Raw genomic sequence first — 15,459 nt, 5'->3', positions numbered from 1 at the left:
CTACTCGTCGACGGCGTCGGGGTTGGTGCAGATCACCGTGTCGCTGGGGATGTAGGTGGTGCTGAAGACCTCGTCCTCGCGCGTCTCGGTGTTGTCGCCGACCGGCTCGAAGTAGCGCACGACGTCGATGTCGAAGCCGCCGAAGCCCTGGTTGGCGTGGCAGGTCAGGGAGTCGATGCGACGGGTCTCGGGCGCGGTGAGGTTGTGGCGCTTGCCCGTGGTCGACGTGATCTTCCAGTGCTTGGTGGAGTACATCGTCACGGTCACCGCGCCCGACGACGACGGCGTCGAGCTGGTGAACGAGGTGTCGATCAGCACGCCGTAGGGGGTGTCGTTGCGGAAGCGCAGGTCGACGGCGCCCCAGGCCACGGTCGCCTCGCGGCCCACCGGGTAGCGGTCGATGTAGAACGAGTGCGGCTTGTGCTCGACGTCCTCGAGACCGGCGAAGAACATCGCGTTGAAGAGCGTGGTGGCCATCTGCGACACCCCGCCGCCGAGGTCCTGCACGAGGATGCCGTCGTTGATCACGTAGCCCTTGGTGAAGCCGTTGGCCTCGGTGCGCTCGCCGACGGTGTCGTTGAGCGAGAACGTCTCCCCCGGCTTGAGCAGGGTGCCGTCGATGAGCTCGGCGGCGCGGCCGATGTTGACGTTGCGGTACTCCGCGTAGGGGAAGTAGGTCGTGAAGGTCGAGACCCGCTCGCGGACGCGCAGCGCGCGGGCGTCCTTGGTCGTGAACTCGGGCTTGGCGACCTTGGCGGTGAGCGCCAGGGTGCGCTCGCCCTGCGGCTTCGCGACGACGTCGAGGAAGCCCGCCTCGAGCTCGGCGGGGTCGAACGTGACGCCGGGCTTGGCCGGAACGACGCGCGGCTTGCCGCCGACCAGGGTGACGGTGGCGTCGACGGGCGCGCCCTGGGTCACCTTGCCGGCGACCACCTCCGACAGCGCCGCGGCGTCGAGGGTGGGCACCAGCTCGCCGTCGGTCGGCACGAGCGAGAGGGCGCTGGTGTAGTCGGCGGGGAGCACCTTCACGTCGGAGCCCTCGAAGCGCAGCGTGACGGGCGCGGCCACCGCCGGCGAGGCGAACCCGTCGAGTGCCTCCTGCACGTCGGAGGCGTCGATGTCGGGCTGCACCTCGACCATCTCGAGCGCGACCTCTTCGGGGTCCTCCTCCAGGAAGGCGGACGTCAGCGCCGCCAGCGTGTCGCTGGGGTCGAGCGCGCGACCGGCGCGGGCGTCGGTGGTCTCGAGCCGGTTGCCGGCGAAGGCGACCGCCCCGTCGCGCGGGGCGGCGCCGTGCTGCTGGTCGAGCTCGGCGAGGAGGGCGTTGTAGGCGGCCTCGTCGACCTCGACCACCGCCTCGGAGGCGTCGCCGCCGGTGAAGTAGTTCCAGAGCCGGACCGGGTCCCAGCTCCGCTCGCCACCGGACTCGGCGACGGAGGCCTCGTAGTCGACCGACAGCCCGGCCCGGGCGGGGTCGACCGCGACCTGCTCACCCTCGACGGTCGTCGCGATGTCGCGGGCGACGCGGTCGGCGAGTCCGGCACGGAGCCGCTCAGCGGCCTCGTCCTGCGGGTGCCCGCCAATGCGCACGCCGGCGACGGTCGTGTTGCGCGGCACCTTGTCGCCGGCGACGTAGTGCGCGGCGGCGTAGAGCCCGCCGAACACCACCACGAGCCCGACGAGGAGCCACAGCACGACGGACGCGCCGGCCTTCTCCTTGGGCTGCGCGGCACTGGTCTGGTTCTTCGGCACGCGGCGAGTCTAGGAGGGCAGCCCGCGAACCCCCGGATCGTCGGCGCGAGCCGCGGGCGCACCACGATCCGCCCCGACGGTGGCGAGTGCGGCGCCGAGGAGCACTGCCGATCCGGCGAGGAACGACCACCCCGCCGCGTCCGCGGAGATCAGGTGACCGCCGCCGGGCCCTTCGAGGGCACCTCGCGCGACCGGCACGCACCAGCCCAGCGCGAAGGCCACCCGGGGGGCGCCCGCCGGCAGCCAGCCGAGGACGGCCACAGCCGTCGCCAGCGCCAGCAGCAGACCCCACCAGCGCTGGTGCACGAGCGTTCCCGCGGCGCCCGAGACCAGGCCGACGACGAGGGCGACCGGGACGAGGAGCGCCCTCACAGTCCCGCGAACAGGTCCTCCTCGAAGCCGTCCGGGCCCGGGGCGCCGGGCGTGCCCTTGGCGATGCGGTAGTACTCGGTGGACCACCACGCGTGCCCACTCTCGGCGCCGGCGAAGAACCCACCGTCCTGCTGCACCTGCGTGCGGTGCTGGGCCAGCGCGTCCATCTTGCGCTGCACCGTGGCCGAGCCGTCGACGCGAGCGCTGATCAGCTCGTCCGGTGTCACGAAGGGCGGCAGCTTGCCGTCAGGCTCCATCCCGGCGAACGTCTCCGTGTCGCCGGACTCGCGCAGCTGGCGCAGGCTCGCCCGCATGTCGGACTCGCTCATCGCCGTCCAGTAGATCTTGGCGATGTCGTGCGGCTCGCCGAGCTCGAGCTTGTAGGACGGGACGGCCGCCAGCTGGGCGCCGTACATCGCGACGCGGTGGGCCTGGATGTGGTCGGGGTGGCCGTAGCCGCCGAACTGGTCGTAGGTGACGAGCACCTGCGGGCGCACCTCGCGGATCACCCTCACCAGCTCGTCGGCGGCCTCGTTGAGGTCGGCGTTCCAGAACGCGTTGTCGGGGACGAACTCGGCGGCGATCGCGTGGCCCTCCTCGTGCCACGCCATGCCGGAGTCGTGGAAGCGGCCGAAGCCGCCGAGGAAGCGGTGGTCGGTGACGCCGAGCACCTTCATCGCCTCGTCGAGCTCGCCGCGACGGTGCTCGCCGAGCCCGCCCTGCTCCTCGTAGGCGAGGTGGGAGAGCTCGGGCACGAGCACCTCGCCCATCTCGCCGGCGGTGCAGGTGACGAGGGTGACGCCGACGCCCTCGTCGACGTAGCGCGCCATGGTCGCGCCGTTGTTGATGCACTCGTCGTCGGGGTGGGCGTGGACGAGCAGCATGCGTCGGTCGGTCATGCCTCAGAGCCTAGGTCGGGACGCTTGATCCGGCGGGGAGCGGTGGGCAGGTCGAGTGCCTGCGGCGGTGCGGACGCCGGGGCGTCGTGGCCGTCCTCCTCGTCGAGCCAGCCGTCGTGGGCGTCGACGAGGAGCTCGAGCATGAACGCCGGGGCGTCGGTCAGCACCGCCCATGGATGGTCCTCGTCGTCGTCCTCGCCCGCCAGCCGCTCCCGCTCCACGTGTGCCTCGAAGCCATCCGCGCGCAGCCGGGTCACGACCGCCTGCGCGTCGTCCTCGTCGAAGAAGATCGCCCTCACGAGAGCATTGTCCACCGCCCGCGGCTGGCTAGTGTCGGAGGATGACCACCGCCTCGGAGCCGCCCGACGTCGTGGGGGTGCACCTGCGGCGCACCGACGAGAACGTCCGCGAGATCGCGGCCCTCGCCGAGGTGCTGGGCGAGCCGGCCGGGCTCGACGGGCTGCTCGACGACCTGAAGTGGGACCTGCGCCGGTCCCGGGCGCCGCGCCTGCTCGGCCGGGCGGTGCGCGAGGCGTACCGCTGGGACGCCTACGACGAGCGCGACGTGCAGTGGTACCCCCAGGGCATCTCGACCAGTGCCGACGCCTCCGACACCGAGGACATCGCCGGGCGCCGGGTGCTGGTGACGACCTGGTACTCCACCGGCCGGGACGGCGTGAAGCGCGGCTCGCGGGTCAGCGTGGTCGACCTCGACTCCGGTCGCTACCGCCACGTGCTGCTCGTGGTGCCGGTCCTCGACGAGTCCGGCGCCCTCACGCTGCGCCCGATGAGCATCCACGCCGGCGGCATCGTCTGGGCCGGGCCCTACCTCCACGTCGCCGCGACCGCCCGGGGCTTCGTCACCGCCCGCGTCGACGACATCATGCGGGTGCCCGGCGACGACGACCACCCGGACCGGTTGGGCGTCGAGGGCACGTCGTTCCACTCCTACGGCCACCGCTACGTGCTGCCGGTGCGCTTCACCTACCAGGCCTTCGCCGACGAGGGCCACGAGAAGCTGCGCTACTCCTTCCTGTCGCTGGACCGACGCTCCGACCCGCCGGCACTCATCGCCGGCGAGTACGCGCTGCGCCGCGACGCCACGAGGAGGCTGGCCCGCTACGAGCTCGACCCGGCGACGTGGCAGCTCGCCACCGGCGAGGACGGCTTGTCCCGGCCGCTCGCGATCGATGACGGCGGGGTGCGGCAGATGCAGGGCGCGGTGATGGCGGCCGGGCGCTACCACGTCTCGGTCTCGCGGGGTCGGCTGACGCCCGGCAGCGTGTGGTCCGGGCGTCCCGGCTCGATGCGGGAGCGGCGCTGGGCGCTCCCGATGGGCCCCGAGGACCTGTCCTACTGGCCCTCGACCGACCGGATCTGGTCGGTCACCGAGCATCCCCGCCGCCGCTGGATCGTGGCGATGGACCGGCGGTGGCTCGACCGCTGACCGGCGTGTCGGTGCCCGGGGCGTACCGCCGGGGCGTACCGCCGGGGTGCTGATGGTTCATCAAGGTATGCAGGGAAACCTGCACTTCCCACGGTGAGCTCACCGTGGGAAGTGCAGGTCCAGCGACATACCTTGATGAACCGTCGGGGGGCGGGGGCACGGTGAGTCGCTGGGCGACTCAGCGGCCAGTGCAGGTCAGCGGCGCGGCTGCAGGGCCAGCTGGCGGCTCTGGGCGACGAGCCGGCCGGCGGAGTCCCAGACCTCGCAGTCCTCCTCGAACATCCCGCCTGCCACGTTGCGGGTGCGGTGGGAGACCTTCAGCCAGCCGGGCGCCGGGATGCCCCGGACGTGCACGCTGAGCTCGAGCGTCGGGGCCCAGCCGGGGCGGCCGAGGTCGAAGGTGACCGGCGGCAGGGCGTCGCACACCATCAGCAGGCCGACCGGATCGACGTCGTGGCCGTCGGCCATCGTGAACCACGCTTGGATGTGCCCGTTGCCGCTGGGCTCGCCCATCGCCCAGCCGATGCAGGCCGGGTCGAAGCGCATGTCGAAGCGCTCCATGACGGGCGCCATGCGCCGTACGTCCTCGGGGGCGAGCGAGGCCGCGACGCACTCCTCCCGCGGCGGGAGCACCGGCTCCTCGGCCGTGGTGTCCACGTCGTCGGGCATCGCGCGCAGGTCGCCGTAGGTGGCCAGCACCGAGATGCGGGTGGTGCCCTCCTGGCCGAGCTCGGCGGCCACCGTCGCGACAGAGCCGCCCTCGCGGAGCACGCGGGTCGACACCTGCGCGGGGCCGGGCCGCGAGGCGGACAGGTAGTAGGCGCTCACCGCCAGCGGGTGCGGCTTGGCGGGCACCGTCTCGGCGATGGCGCGGCCCACCACCCCGAGGAGGTAGCCGCCGTTGACCCCTCCCCCGACGAGCCAGCCCGGGTCGAGCTCGGCGCCGAACAGGCCGTCGCCGGCCGCGGTCAGGGCGGTGTGCGTGTCCCACTCGGAGGCCATCCCCGGAGCCTAGGGCGGGCTCGGTCAGCGGGCGCGGAGCCAGGAGGTGACCTGCGGCACACCGTCGGCCCAGCCCAGCCGGGCGGCGTACAGCGCCCGCCGGCCGCGCTGGCCGGGCTTGTGGTCCCACTTGCCCCTCCCGACGCACGGGAGCGCGGTGCCCCGGCACGTCCAGCCGTGCAGGAACGCGATGAGGCTGCCGCCGCGGCCCTCGACGAGGTCCGCGCCACCCGGACCGCAGAGGCCGGTGGTCGTGGTGTCCAGGAACACCCCGCCCGTGGCGGCCGACCAGTCCAGCAGCGCGGGCGAGCGCCGCCAGGTCGTCCGGTAGCCGCAGCGCGTCCAGTCGCCCTCGGAGGCGAGCAGCACGTAGCCCTCGGGCCGAAGCGTGAGGACGGGGTTCTCCAGGACCCCCTCGGAGCGCAGCAGCTCGCGGCTCGTCGCTCCGCTCCGGACCGACTGCCCATCGCGGGTGAGCGCGACGATGCGGACGGTGGAGGGGATCCGGTCCGTCTTGTAGAGCAGGTACGACGTTCCGTCGACGTCGCGGAACCACGACGGGTCGATCACCCCGGCCCGCGGCAGGGTCGGGTCGCGCGGCAGGAGCGGGTCCTGGGCGAGCGGCGTCCCGGCGTACGACGGGCACACGAGCGGCGCGCTGCCGACGGGGCGGAACGGCCCGCGGGCCGACCGGGACCGGGCCACGCCGATGCAGCGGCCGTGCTCGCCCATTCCCTTCACCGGCGTCGCGTAGTAGAGCAGCCACCTCCCGCGCACCTTCGCCACGTCGACCGCCCACACGCCGCCGGCGCGCGACCACGACGGCTTGTGCGTCAGCAGGCTGGGCCCGCGCCGCCATGGTCCGTCGGGCTGCCGCGACCACGCGTGCGGCACGAGGTCACCGGTGGCGTAGGCGACCAGCCCGCCGGGGGTGGTGACCACCGCGGGGTCGGGGAAGTCGAGGTTGAGCACCGGACGCGGCACCCACTCCTCGGAAGCGGAAGCGGAAGCGGAAGCGGAGGCGGCGGTGGCGGTGGCCGGACCGGACGCCACCGGGCCGGCGACGGACAGCACGGTCGCGGCGAGCAGCAGCACGAGCAGGCGGGCTGCTCCTCGGTTCGGCACCGGGGGAACCTATCCCGCCGACGGCCTGGTCAGGGGCGCAACGTGGCCGGGAGCCGCTCGAAGCCGCGCAGGATGCGGGTCTCCCGGCGACCGGCGCCGGGCTCGAGCCGCAGGTCGGGGAACCGCTCCCAGATGGCTCGCAGGCCGACCTCGCCCTCCATCCGCGCGAGCTGCGCGCCGAGGCAGTGGTGCCGACCGGCCGAGAAGGAGATGTGATCGCGTGCGTTGGCGCGAGCGACGTCGAAGCGCAGCGGATCGGCGAAGACGGCCGGGTCGCGGTTGGCGCCGCCCAGGATCGCGGTGACCATCGCACCACCGCGCACCGGCGCGCCGCCGACCTCGGTGTCGCGCACTGCCATCCGGCCGGTCAGCAGCACGGGCGGGTCCAGGCGCAGCGCCTCCTCGACCGCGTTGGGCCACAGGGACGGGTCGGCGGCCAGGGCGGCCCGCTGGTCGGGGTGGGCGTGCAGCAGCGCGATGCCGTTGCCCAGCAGGTTGACCGTGGTCTCGAAGCCGGCTGCCAGCACCAGACCAGCCGTGGCCTTGAGCTCGGTCTCGTCGAGGCCGCGGCCGTCCTCGCGCACCGCGACGAGCTGGCTGAGCAGGTCGTCGCCCGGGTCGCGGCGCAGCGACTGGAGGTGCTGGCCGAGCCAGTCGTCGAACCGGGCCAGAGCCCGGCTGACCGAGCGGTAGCGCCAGAAGCCCAGGCCGAGGTCGAGGCTCGGCGCGGCGGCCGAGCCGAAGGCGAGCACCTGGCCCCGGTCGCGCTCGGGCACCCCGAGGATCTCGGCGATGACGGTGACCGGCAGGACCGCGCAGTAGGTCTCGACGAGGTCGACCGGACCGGCCGCGCGCGGCGCCAGGGAGTCGAGCAGGTCGGCGGCGATCTCCTCGGTGCGCGCCCGCAGCCGCTCGACGGCCCGCATGGTGAAGACGCGGGTGACGAGCTTGCGGTAGCGGGTGTGGTCGGGCGGCTCGGTCACCAGCAGCGACGGCGGCTCGACCGGGTGGAGCGAGCCGGGCGCGGCCCAGCGCGTGACCCGGCCGAGCGCTCCCTGCGCGGTCGGCAGGCCCGTACGGAAGTCGTCGCTGGTCAGCACGTGGCGCACCGCCGCGTGGTCGGTGGTGACGTGGCCGAGCCGGGAGCGGTAGAGCGGTCCGTGCGACCGGATCTCCTCGACGAGGTCGAAGACCTCGTCGGTGCCGCTCGCGCCGACCCGGACCAGCCGGGCCTGGAGGTCACCGCGCCCGGCCGCACGGCGCAGCACGAGGGTGGGCAGCCCGTGGGCCATGCCCCAGTGGACGCCCGAGCGCAGCTCTCGTCCGACGCCGCGCCCGACGTCGCGGACCACCGGCGTCCCACGGAGGGGCCGGGATGCGGGCGAGGACATGTCCCGAGGGTAGTGCTGCCTAGGCTGACGGGCATGTGGCTCGTGATCGACCTCGTCCTCGTCGGCGTCTTCGCGGTCATCGGGCGGCTCAGCCACTACGACACGCTCAGCGTGGGCGGCTGGTGGACCACGGCCTGGCCGTTCCTCGTCGGCACCCTCCTCGCCTGGGCCGCGCTGGCCGCCACCCGGAGGCCGCCGTCCGCGATCTCGTCCGGCGTCATCGTGTGGCTGGGCGCGCTGGCCGGGGGCATGGCGCTCCGGCAGGTCAGCGGCCAGGGCACCGCGCTGCCCTTCGTCGTGGTGGCGACCCTCGTCCTCGGCGCCCTCCTGGTGCTGCCGAGGCTCGGTGCCCGTGCCGCGCGCTGACGCCCGCGGCCGCGGTGCCCAGCGCGCCTCCGGGCTCGGGCTCGGCGTGCTCGTCGCCGCCGTCGTCCTCGTCTCGGTCAACCTGAGGCCGGGTGCCTCCTCGGTCGGGCCGGTCCTGGAGGAGGTACGCGTCGGGCTCGGCATGGGCGCCGCGGTGGCGGGGGCCCTGACCGGGCTGCCCGGGCTGGTCTTCGGCCTCGCCGGCGCCCTCGCGGTCGCGGTCGCTCGCAAGGTCGGGATGAGCGCGGGCATCGCGATCGGCCTCGCGGCGGCCGCCGCCGGCCTCCTCCTGCGCGTCACCGTGGACGACGCCCCGCTCTTCCTGCTGCTCACAGTCGTGGGCCTGGCCGGGATGGCCGTCGGCAACGTGCTCGTGCCGGCCTGGATCAAGGCCCGCGGGCACACCGTCGCGCTGATGACGGTCTACGGCACCGGACTCGTGGTCGGCGCCACGCTGGCCACGCTCGTGACGGCGCCCATCACCGAGGCCGCCGGCTCGTGGCGAGCGGGCCTCGGCACGTGGGGCGTCCTGGCCGTGGTCGCGCTGCCGCTGTGGGCCTGGCTCGCCCTCCACGAGCGGCGCTCCCCCGCCGAGCACCGGGTCAGCGGCGACGCCCCGCCGGACGGCCGGATGATCCACTCCCCCACGGCGGTCGCCCTCACCGTCCTCTTCGGCGTGCAGTCGATGCACGCCTACGTGCAGTTCGGCTGGGTGCCGCAGATCTACCGCGACGCGGGCATCTCCGCCTCGCACGCCGGTGCGCTGCAGGCCCTGCTGTCGAGCGTCGGCATCGCCGGCGCGCTGGTGCTCCCCACTGTGATCGAGCGCGGCCGGGGGCTCCGCGCGCTGGCGGTGTCCTTCGGCGTGCTCCTCGCCGGCGGCTACACCGGGCTGCTCCTCGCACCGGCCACGACCCCCTGGCTGTGGGCCCTGATGCTCGGCTACGCCGGGCTGGCGTTCCCCACCTCGATCGCGCTGATCACCGCGCGCACGCGGCACCCGTCGGTGACGGCCCAGCTCTCCGGCTTCGTCCAGCCCGTGGGCTACGCGCTCGCCGCCGTCGGCCCGTTCCTGGTCGGCCTGGTCCACGACGCGACGGGCGACTGGACGCTCGTGCTGGTGCTGCTGGCGCTCACCGCCGTGCCGCTGACACTGGCCGGTGTGCGCGTCGCGCGACCGACGTACGTCGACGACGAGCTCTGAGCCCAGCGCGGGCAGGTGCGGGCATGTCAGGATGCGCCCCGTGAACCAGTGGGTGGTGGTCGTCGGCGGGACCAACATGGACGTCGTCGCGCGCACGTCAGCGCCGCTCGTCGCCTCGACCAGCAACCCCGGCCAGACCCGGATCACCCCCGGTGGGGTCGGCCGCAACATCGCCGCCTGCCTGGGCCTGCTCGGCGCTCCGGTGCGGCTGGTGTCGGCGGTCGGCGACGACGCGTTCGGCGACGAGGCGCTGCGGGTGACCGCCGCCTGCGGTGCCGACGTGGGCGCCGTACGCCGCGTGCCGGGCGCGACCGGCACCTACACCGCCGTGCTCGACGACCGCGGCGAGCTCGTGGCCGCGGTGTCCGACATGGCGATCGTCGACGAGCTGGTGCTCGAGACGGTCCACCTCACCGACGCCGCGCTCGTCGTCCTCGACGGCAACCTCGCCCACGCCCAGGCGGCCCGGGTCGCGGCCGCGGCGGCGGCCGCCGGCGTGCCCCTCGCGTTCGAGCCCGTCTCGGTGGCCAAGGCCGCGCGGCTCGCCGGCCTGGTGCGCGACCTGTTCCTCGTCACGCCCAACTCCGACGAGGTCGCCGCCCTGACCGGTCGCCCGGCTGTCGACTGGCGCGCGTCCGTCGCCGACCTGCACGAGCGCGGTGTCGAGCACGTGTGGCTGCGGCAGGGGTCGGCGGGATCGTGGATGTGCAGCCGGGGCGCCGAGCCGGTCCACCTCGCGGCCGCGCCGGCGACCGTGGTCGACGTGACCGGCGCGGGCGACGCGATGCTCGCCGCGTGGGTGGCGGCGTGGCTGGGCGGCGCCGACCCCGTGACCGCCGCCCGGCTCGGCCACCGCGCTGCCGCCGCCACCATCGAGAGCCCGTACACCGTCCGGCCGGACCTGGCCGACGCCCTGAGGGAGGAACCCTGATGCTGACCGTCACCGACGAGGTCCGCGACGCGCTCGCGTCCGGGCGGCCGGTCGTCGCGCTGGAGAGCACGATCATCAGCCACGGCATGCCCTACCCGCAGAACGTCGCGATGGCGCGGACCGTCGAGGCCATCGTCCGCGAGGGCGGCGCCGTGCCGGCGACGATCGCGGTGCTGCACGGCAGGCCGACCATCGGCCTGTCCGCCGACGACCTCGAGCTGCTCGCCTCCGACGAGTCGGTCGTCAAGGTCTCGCTGCGCGACCTGCCCTACGTCGTGTCGCGCGGGCTGCACGGCGCGACGACCGTCGCCTCCACGATGCGGCTCGCGGCCCTGGCCGGCATCAGCGTGTTCGTGACCGGCGGCCTCGGCGGCGTGCACCGCGGCGCCGAGACGTCGTACGACGTGTCGGCCGACCTGACCGAGCTGTCGACGACCTCGGTCGCCGTCGTCTGCGCCGGGGTGAAGAGCATCCTCGACATCGGGCTCACCCTGGAGAAGCTGGAGACCCTCGGCGTGCCGGTGGTGGGCTACGGCACGGATGAGTTCCCGTCGTTCTTCTCGCGCTCGTCGGGGTTCGGCGCGCCGATGCGGGTCGACTCGCCGGCTGCTGTCGCCGACCTCATGCGGGCCAAGTGGGACCTCGGCCTGGCCGGCGGGGTCGTCGTCGCCAACCCGATCCCGGCCGAGTCGGAGATCCCGGCCGAGGAGATCGGCGCGACCATCGACCGCGCGCTGGCCGACATGGACTCCCTCGGCATCACCGGCAAGGACGCCACCCCCTACCTGCTGGGACGCATCGTCGAGATCAGCGGCGGGGCGTCGCTGACGGCCAACATCGCCCTCGTCGAGCACAACGCGCGCCTGGGCGCGGCGATCGCGACGGCGTACGCCGCCCGTCAGGCGTAGGCGTCGAACTCGCCGCGCTGCGTGGGCACGATGTCCTTGCCGAGCGGCGCCAGCGAGATCGGGACCATCTTGAGGTCGGCCAGCGCGAGCGGGATGCCGACGATCGTCACCGCGAGCGCGACCGCCGACACGATGTGGGCGATGGCGAGCCACCAGCCGGCCAGCACGAACCAGATCACGTTGCCCAGGAACGACCCGACGCCCGCCGACGGCTTCGTGACGACGGTGCGGCCGAACGGCCACAGCGCGTAGCCGGCGATGCGGAACGACGCGATCGCCCACGGGATCGTGATGATCGGGATGCAGAGCAACACGCCCGCGACCACGTAGCCGACGAACAGCCAGAAGCCGCCGAACACCAGCCAGATCACGTTGAGCACGAGGCGCACCCCATCATCAAAGCACGGGCGGCTGTGAGGTGTTTCAATCGCTGCATGGCCTCCCGACTGACCGAGATCTCCCTCGACTGCCACGACCCCGACCGGCTCGCCGACTTCTGGTGCGGCGTGCTCGGCTGGGACGTCCTGCACCGCGAGCCGGGCCTCGTCGAGATCGGCCCCGCGCGGGTCGAGGACCAGGCGCTGCTCGACGCCGTGCGCTCCGGACCGGTCTGCCCGACGATCTTCCTGGCGCAGGTGGATGAGGACAAGGTGGTCAAGAACCGCTCGCACTTCGACGTCTCGCCGGTGGACGTCTCGCAGCAGGAGGAGGTCGAGCGCATCCTCGCCCTCGGCGCCACCCACGCCGACATCGGGCAGACGGGCGAGGAATCGTGGACGGTGCTGGCCGACCCCGAGGGGAACGAGTTCTGCGTGCTGCGCAGCCTCGCGCCCGGCCACTTCACGCTGTGACCGCGCCCGTCGCGCAGGCCGGGCTGTCGGTGCGGTTGCCCATCGAGACCGAGCGGCTGCTGCTGCGCCCGCACCGGATGGACGACCTCGACGACCTCGTCGCCTTCCACTCCGACCCCGACGTCGTGCGCCACGTGCCGTGGCCGGTGCGCGACCGGGCCGCCACCGAGGAGACCCTGCGGGTCAAGCTCACCCAGACCGAGCTCGTCGCCCACGGTCAGTGGCTCGTGCTCGCCGTCGAGCTGCGCAAGACCGGGACCGTGATCGGCGAGGTGCTGCTCAAGTGGGCCTCGGACCGCCAGGGCGAGGTCGGCTTCGCGCTCCGCCGCGACCACCAGGGCCGGGGCTACGCCGCCGAGGCCGCCACGTCGATGCTGCGCCTGGGCTTCGACGACCTCGGCTTCCACCGCATCACCGCGGTCGTGATCGACGGCAACGCCGACTCAGCCCGCCTGCTCGGGCGCCTCGGCTTCCGACAGGAGGCCAGGTTCGTCGACGGTGTGCACTTCAAGGGCGAGTGGGCGACCCAGCTGGTGTTCGCGCTGCTGGAGGACGAGTGGAGGGCCCGCCCGCTCGTCTGAGGGCGCGCGGCTCGACGTACCCCGGGCAGGCCTTGCGCGGTGGCTGCGCCCAATGTGTAATCAACTTAGTTACGACCTAGGGAGGACACATGACTCAGCCACCGTCCAGCATGTCGACCGCCGCCGTCGTCGAGCTCCGCCAGTACACCCTCAAGCCGGGAGCTCGTGGCGACCTGGTCGAGCTCTTCGAGCGAGAGCTCGTCGAGCCCCAGGAGGCTGCCGGCATGCGCGTGGGCGGAGTCTTCCTCGACCGCGACGACCCCGAGCGCTTCGTCTGGTTCCGCGGCTTCACCGACATGGCGACGCGCCGTCAAGCGTTGCAGGACTTCTACCACGGGCCGACCTGGACCCGCTTCCGCACCGCGGCGAACGACACCATGCTCGACAGCGACGACGTCCTGCTCCTTCGGCCGACGTCACCAGCGCACCCGTTGCGTGGACCCGGTGCGACCCGCGCCGCACCCCTGGGTTCACCGCCGCCCGACGAGTGGGTGACCGTGTCGGTCTACGGGCACGACCCCGACCCCGACTTCGCCCGGTGGCTGGCCACGGACGTCCACACCGAGCTGGAGGAACGCTTGCAGGTGCCCGTTGCCACGTTCCGGTCCGAGCCGGCGGACAACGACTTCCCGGCGCTCCCGGTGCGCACCGACAACGTGTTCGTGTGGAGCGCCGTGTTCGCCGACCAGGCCGCCTATCACGACGCGAGGCAGCGGCTCGACGAGAGCGCCAGGTGGCGCAACGACGTCTCCCCGGCGCTGGAGCGCCGGCTCTCGACGAGGCAGTGTCTACGGCTGCGGCCGACGGCACGCTCGCAGCACCCGGCCCCGTCACCCCGCGAGGCGACGCGGTCCTGACCGCGCCTGCAGCGGAGCGCAGGCCGAAGCGCGAGCGTCGTCTCGCCCGGTCCGGATGAGGATCACGCCGGGAGGGGCCGCTCCTGCAGGATCCGGTCGAGCACATCGGCGACCGTGAGCCCCTGCAGCACCTGCGCGACCGCCTCCTCGGCGTCTCGGTAGACGCGGTCGAGCACGTCAGGAATGCCGTGCCCGACGGGGCAGTCCGGCTTGGGTGGGTGGGGGTGCAGGGCGAAGAGCGTGTCCTCGCCCAGCATCCGGTGCACCTCGCGCAGCGTGATCTCGGCAGCCGGTCTGGCCAGCTGCCAGCCGGCCCCGGGTCCGCGCCCCACCACCCTCAGGAGGCCTGCGTCCCGCAGCGGGGCGAGTGTGCGCCTGATGAGGACCGGGTGCGACTGCAGGCTGTCGGCCACCTGCGCGGACGTCAGCGTCGGGGTGCCGCGTCGCGCAGACAGCTCGAGCCAGCACAGCGCGTGGATCGCAGTGGTGAGTCGGCTGTTGCTGCTCACGTGCCCTCCCGGGATGGCGTTCTCACTGGCACCACCTTATGTAACAACGTCAGTTACGGACCAGGTCGGGTGGTCGTCGGCTCGCTGGCGGGCTCTCCCCGGTCCCCCGCCACGCCGTCGCCGTCGCCGTCTGCCATGAAGTCGCGCAACACCCGCGCGAACCGGTCGGGATCGTCGAGGTGCGGGAAGTGGCCGGCGCCCTCGAAGAGCTCGACGCGGCAGTCCGGCAGTGCGCGCTGGGCGCTCAGCGCGTGCCAGGCGGGGATCATCCGGTCCCGCGAGCCCCACACGACCAGGGTCGGCGGCGGTGTCACGGCACCCAGGTGGTCGTGGGCGCTGATGCTCTGGCCGCCGATGTCGATGACGGCCCGGGTGGTCGCGAGGAAGGACCGGCGGCTCTCGCGGTCGCCGAGCGAGGTGAAGCCGCGCCAGATCGCGCCGATGTCGGCTCCAGGCTTCCAGCCGACCTTGCGAGCACCGCGACCCAGCGCCTCGACGCGCTCCAGGACGGGCCCGGAGGCGATCACCCCGAGCACCTGCGCGGCGCCGGGGAGCGTGGCCGAGCGCAGCACGAGGTTGACCTCGCGCCCGAGGCCGCCGCTCGCCACGAGGACCAGGCGGTCCACCCGCTCGGGGAACAGGTAGTGGAACTGCATCGCGATCCCACCGCCGAGCGAGTGCCCGACCAGCGTGACCCGCTCGATGCCGAGGTGGTCGAGCAGGTCGCGCAGGGTGGCGGCGTGCGAGCTGAGCGAGTAGTCGCCCGTCGGCTTGGCCGAGTCGCCGTGTCCGAAGAGGTCGGGGACGAGGACCCGGTGGTCGTCGTCGACCTCGTCGACGAGGTGCGACCACTGGCGCTGGGAGCCCAGGATCCCGTGGATGAAGAGCACCGCCGGGCCGGTGCCGCTGTCGACGTACGACAGCTCGTGGCCGTGGAGCACGACCCGCTGCGGTGCCATGCGCGCCATGGTGGACATCCTCGGACGAAGGGGTCGGTCACCTCACCGTAGACCGGGCCCGAAGCACGGCCCCGGCGGGCTTCGTCGCGAGCGGCCAGTCCTCGAGCCACTGCAGGGGCGGCCCGGCGTGGAAGAGGCTCGTGATGCCCGACATCGAGGCGGCCGGTGCCACCGCCCCAGCCTCCGGCGTGAGCCCGGGCGTACCCCTGGAGCATGTCGACGCGCTGACCCGCGGTCGCCGTCGCCGGCCACGGCAGCACGGTCCGGCTCGACGAGACTCGACACCCATGCAACCACCCGACGGT

Annotated in this window: 18 protein-coding genes; 8 read left to right on the top strand and 10 right to left on the bottom strand. The window is 73.5% G+C overall.

The genetic code is table 11. The features are described 5' to 3' along the window. Genes AC4H2S_RS06140 through AC4H2S_RS06125 form a run of 4 tightly spaced genes read right to left on the bottom strand, consistent with a single transcriptional unit; the run spans position 1 to position 3,322 of the window. The gene (locus AC4H2S_RS06140) at positions 1-1,752 is read right to left on the bottom strand and encodes a VanW family protein (RefSeq protein WP_491496090.1); all 1,752 of its coding nucleotides are present in this window, start codon (positions 1,750-1,752) and stop codon (positions 1-3) included. A 9-nt stretch (positions 1,753-1,761) separates the two neighbouring features. Further along, on the bottom strand, positions 1,762-2,124 hold the full coding sequence (locus tag AC4H2S_RS06135; protein WP_491496089.1) for a hypothetical protein: 363 nt from the start codon (positions 2,122-2,124) through the stop codon (positions 1,762-1,764). After that, positions 2,121-3,023, bottom strand: coding sequence for an N-acetyl-1-D-myo-inositol-2-amino-2-deoxy-alpha-D-glucopyranoside deacetylase (gene mshB, locus AC4H2S_RS06130; RefSeq protein ID WP_491496088.1), 903 nt, complete (start codon positions 3,021-3,023; stop codon positions 2,121-2,123). Before mshB ends, AC4H2S_RS06135 begins: the two co-directional genes overlap by 4 nt. Further along, complete coding sequence (locus AC4H2S_RS06125) at positions 3,020-3,322, bottom strand: hypothetical protein (protein ID WP_491496087.1); 303 nt, start codon at positions 3,320-3,322, stop codon at positions 3,020-3,022. The genes mshB and AC4H2S_RS06125 overlap by 4 nt, the downstream gene beginning before the upstream one ends. 41 nt (positions 3,323-3,363) lie before the next feature. Here AC4H2S_RS06125 and AC4H2S_RS06120 point away from each other — a divergent pair, with 41 nt between their 5' ends. Next, the gene (locus AC4H2S_RS06120; RefSeq protein ID WP_491496086.1) at positions 3,364-4,470 is read left to right on the top strand and encodes a hypothetical protein; all 1,107 of its coding nucleotides are present in this window, start codon (positions 3,364-3,366) and stop codon (positions 4,468-4,470) included. A 195-nt stretch (positions 4,471-4,665) separates the two neighbouring features. On the opposite strand, the gene AC4H2S_RS06115 is transcribed toward AC4H2S_RS06120, so the two are convergent. Genes AC4H2S_RS06115 through AC4H2S_RS06105 form a run of 3 tightly spaced genes read right to left on the bottom strand, consistent with a single transcriptional unit; the run spans position 4,666 to position 7,988 of the window. Beyond that, entirely contained in the window at positions 4,666-5,472 is an 807-nt protein-coding gene (locus tag AC4H2S_RS06115; protein ID WP_491496085.1) for an acyl-CoA thioesterase, read from the bottom strand. Positions 5,473-5,496: 24 nt separating this feature from the next. After that, entirely contained in the window at positions 5,497-6,597 is a 1,101-nt protein-coding gene (locus AC4H2S_RS06110) for a family 43 glycosylhydrolase (protein WP_491496084.1), read from the bottom strand. 29 nt (positions 6,598-6,626) lie between these two features. Then, positions 6,627-7,988 carry a cytochrome P450 gene (locus AC4H2S_RS06105; protein ID WP_491496083.1) on the bottom strand — a complete coding sequence of 454 codons (1,362 nt, stop codon included), beginning with the start codon at positions 7,986-7,988 and terminating at the stop codon, positions 6,627-6,629. Between the two features lie 33 nt (positions 7,989-8,021). On the opposite strand from AC4H2S_RS06105, the gene AC4H2S_RS06100 reads away from it, so the two are divergent. The 4 genes from AC4H2S_RS06100 to AC4H2S_RS06085 are packed head-to-tail and all read left to right on the top strand — an operon-like array spanning position 8,022 to position 11,397. After that, complete coding sequence (locus AC4H2S_RS06100) at positions 8,022-8,354, top strand: DUF3054 domain-containing protein (RefSeq protein ID WP_491496082.1); 333 nt, start codon at positions 8,022-8,024, stop codon at positions 8,352-8,354. Continuing rightward, a complete protein-coding gene (locus tag AC4H2S_RS06095) occupies positions 8,341-9,558 on the top strand; it encodes an MFS transporter (RefSeq protein ID WP_491496081.1) in 1,218 nt (405 codons plus the stop codon). The genes AC4H2S_RS06100 and AC4H2S_RS06095 overlap by 14 nt, the downstream gene beginning before the upstream one ends. Before the next feature lie 40 nt (positions 9,559-9,598). Continuing rightward, a complete protein-coding gene (locus AC4H2S_RS06090; RefSeq protein WP_491496080.1) occupies positions 9,599-10,489 on the top strand; it encodes a carbohydrate kinase family protein in 891 nt (296 codons plus the stop codon). Continuing rightward, positions 10,489-11,397: a pseudouridine-5'-phosphate glycosidase gene (locus tag AC4H2S_RS06085; RefSeq protein ID WP_491496079.1), complete on the top strand. Its 909-nt coding sequence runs from the start codon at positions 10,489-10,491 to the stop codon at positions 11,395-11,397. Before AC4H2S_RS06090 ends, AC4H2S_RS06085 begins: the two co-directional genes overlap by 1 nt. Here AC4H2S_RS06085 and AC4H2S_RS06080 read toward each other — a convergent pair. Next, a complete protein-coding gene (locus AC4H2S_RS06080) occupies positions 11,388-11,786 on the bottom strand; it encodes a YccF domain-containing protein (protein ID WP_491496078.1) in 399 nt (132 codons plus the stop codon). The two genes, AC4H2S_RS06085 and AC4H2S_RS06080, sit on opposite strands and share 10 nt — an antisense overlap. Positions 11,787-11,831: 45 nt before the next feature. On the opposite strand from AC4H2S_RS06080, the gene AC4H2S_RS06075 reads away from it, so the two are divergent. The 3 genes from AC4H2S_RS06075 (at position 11,832) to AC4H2S_RS06065 (ending at position 13,686) form a co-directional block, all read left to right on the top strand. Further along, a complete protein-coding gene (locus AC4H2S_RS06075) occupies positions 11,832-12,248 on the top strand; it encodes a VOC family protein (protein ID WP_491496077.1) in 417 nt (138 codons plus the stop codon). After that, a complete protein-coding gene (locus AC4H2S_RS06070; RefSeq protein ID WP_491496076.1) occupies positions 12,245-12,829 on the top strand; it encodes a GNAT family N-acetyltransferase in 585 nt (194 codons plus the stop codon). Before AC4H2S_RS06075 ends, AC4H2S_RS06070 begins: the two co-directional genes overlap by 4 nt. An 89-nt stretch (positions 12,830-12,918) precedes the next feature. Continuing rightward, on the top strand, positions 12,919-13,686 hold the full coding sequence (locus AC4H2S_RS06065) for an NIPSNAP family protein (RefSeq protein ID WP_491496075.1): 768 nt from the start codon (positions 12,919-12,921) through the stop codon (positions 13,684-13,686). A 62-nt stretch (positions 13,687-13,748) separates the two neighbouring features. On the opposite strand, the gene AC4H2S_RS06060 is transcribed toward AC4H2S_RS06065, so the two are convergent. Together AC4H2S_RS06060 and AC4H2S_RS06055 are read right to left on the bottom strand one after the other, a co-directional pair. Beyond that, complete coding sequence (locus AC4H2S_RS06060) at positions 13,749-14,195, bottom strand: Rrf2 family transcriptional regulator (RefSeq protein WP_491496074.1); 447 nt, start codon at positions 14,193-14,195, stop codon at positions 13,749-13,751. A gap of 53 nt (positions 14,196-14,248) precedes the next feature. Continuing rightward, entirely contained in the window at positions 14,249-15,163 is a 915-nt protein-coding gene (locus AC4H2S_RS06055) for an alpha/beta fold hydrolase (RefSeq protein ID WP_491496073.1), read from the bottom strand. Between the last annotated feature and the right edge of the window lie 296 nt (positions 15,164-15,459).

Source organism: Nocardioides sp. Z13_37 (genome assembly GCF_058355585.1).
Note: the sequence above shows the minus strand (reverse complement) of the source record. Positions and strands in the feature narration are given on the sequence as shown.

Coding starts and splice junctions, on each gene's coding strand:
- mshB (WP_491496088.1), bottom strand. CDS start 3,023: ATGACCGACCGACGCATGCTGCTCGTCCACGCCCACCCCGACGACGAG.
- AC4H2S_RS06120 (WP_491496086.1), top strand. CDS start 3,364: ATGACCACCGCCTCGGAGCCGCCCGACGTCGTGGGGGTGCACCTGCGG.
- AC4H2S_RS06115 (WP_491496085.1), bottom strand. CDS start 5,472: ATGGCCTCCGAGTGGGACACGCACACCGCCCTGACCGCGGCCGGCGAC.
- AC4H2S_RS06105 (WP_491496083.1), bottom strand. CDS start 7,988: ATGTCCTCGCCCGCATCCCGGCCCCTCCGTGGGACGCCGGTGGTCCGC.
- AC4H2S_RS06100 (WP_491496082.1), top strand. CDS start 8,022: ATGTGGCTCGTGATCGACCTCGTCCTCGTCGGCGTCTTCGCGGTCATC.
- AC4H2S_RS06085 (WP_491496079.1), top strand. CDS start 10,489: ATGCTGACCGTCACCGACGAGGTCCGCGACGCGCTCGCGTCCGGGCGG.
- AC4H2S_RS06075 (WP_491496077.1), top strand. CDS start 11,832: ATGGCCTCCCGACTGACCGAGATCTCCCTCGACTGCCACGACCCCGAC.
- AC4H2S_RS06065 (WP_491496075.1), top strand. CDS start 12,919: ATGACTCAGCCACCGTCCAGCATGTCGACCGCCGCCGTCGTCGAGCTC.
- AC4H2S_RS06055 (WP_491496073.1), bottom strand. CDS start 15,163: ATGGCGCGCATGGCACCGCAGCGGGTCGTGCTCCACGGCCACGAGCTG.